Below are 1,525 nucleotides of genomic sequence, written 5' to 3'. Positions count from 1 at the left end.
GTGGTTCGGCGTGTTGTCGTCGGGTCCTGGCTGTTGCTGGTAAGTCTGGCGGACGTGTTCGGATGATCTTGTTCGAAAGTTGTTGCCGCACTTGGGTGGCCTGGTGATCTGCGACGTCCGTAGTGAGGACGCTGCTGTGGTTGTGGATGCGGTCGTCGCCGCCCCGGCGGGTCGGTGTCCTGGGTGCGAAACGGTGTCGGCGCGGGTGCATTCGCGTTACCGGCGGCGGTTGGCCGATGCGGCGGTCGTTGGTTGCGTGGTTATCGTGCGATTGGTTGTGCGCCGATTCTTCTGCGCAAATATCGACTGCCCGGCAAAGACTTTCGCTGAGCAGGTCGAGGGCCTAACGACGAAGTGGTCACGGCGAACCGAGCAGTCGAAGTCGCTGTTGATCGCGATCGGATTGGCCCTGGCCGGTCGAGCCGGTGCACGACTGGCTGGCCGCTTGGGGTTGTCCGCCGGTCGGGACACGCTGCTCAGGTTGATCCGGGCGCTGCCGGATCCGCCGATCAGCGCGATCACGGTGCTGGGCGTGGACGACTTCGCGACCCGGCGCGGACACCGCTACGGCACCGTCCTGGTCGATCTCGAAACGCGGAGGCCGGTCGATCTGATCGAGGGCCGTGATGGAGATGCCCTGGCCGCCTGGCTGCGCGCACGGGCGCGACCGCACATCATCTGCCGAGACCGAGCCGGCGGCTATGCCGAGGGCGCCCGACAGGGAGCCCCCGACGCACTGCAGGTCGCGGACCGATTCCATCTCTGGCAGAACCTCGGCCAAGCCGTCGAGAAGGACGTCTCGGCGGGCCGCCGTGACCTTGCTGCGGCCATGGCCGTCCGGGCTGCCGCCCAGTCGACCAGCCACACGCCACCGGTGGTCAATGATCACGAGTTGAAGGTCGTCACACGAACCCGCCAGCACTATTCCGCGGTCCAGCGTCTGTTCGGGCAGGGCATGAGCAAGGCGGCCATCGCCCGCGAACTCGACCTGCATCCCGCGACGGTCCGCAAGTTCGCCAACAGCCCAACCGTCGACAGCCTGATCGCCAAGAATCAGCAGCGTTCCAGCATTCTCGATGACTACTACGAATATCTGCACCGGCGATGGAACGATGGCGTCCGCAACGGCGCCGAGCTCACCCGGGAGATCATCCCGATGGGATATACCGGCACCGAGCAGCAGGTCCAACGCTACCTACGACGATTCCGCACCGGGACAGGTCAAATCGCCGTGCCCCCACCACGGCCACCGTCGGTCCGCGACATCACCCGCTGGATCATGTCCGATCCCGACAACCTCGAGCAAAAAGACACCGCCAGCCTGGCCCGAATCCGCAAAGCCAGCAAGGACCTGAACCGGCTCACACGCCACGTCGAAGACTTCGCAATCATGATGACCCGCCTGGAAGGCCACCGCCTCGATTCTTGGATCAGCACCGTCGAGAAGGAGTCACTGACCGCGATCGCCTCCTTCGCCCGCAACCTCCGCCGCGACATCGACGCCGTCCGCAACGGGCTCACCCTG

General features: G+C 65.4%; 1 protein-coding gene. It reads left to right on the top strand.

The genetic code is table 11. The features are described 5' to 3' along the window. Positions 1-103: 103 nt before the first annotated feature. On the top strand, positions 104-1,525 hold a 1,422-nt coding region (locus tag ON19_RS42300; protein ID WP_306307066.1), incomplete at its 3' end, for an ISL3 family transposase.

It is taken from the genome of Nocardia abscessus NBRC 100374 (genome assembly GCF_000308455.1).
Lineage (GTDB): Bacteria > Actinomycetota > Actinomycetes > Mycobacteriales > Mycobacteriaceae > Nocardia > Nocardia abscessus.
The sequence above is the reverse complement of the archived record's forward strand: the minus strand, read 5'-3'. Positions and strand labels throughout refer to the sequence as shown.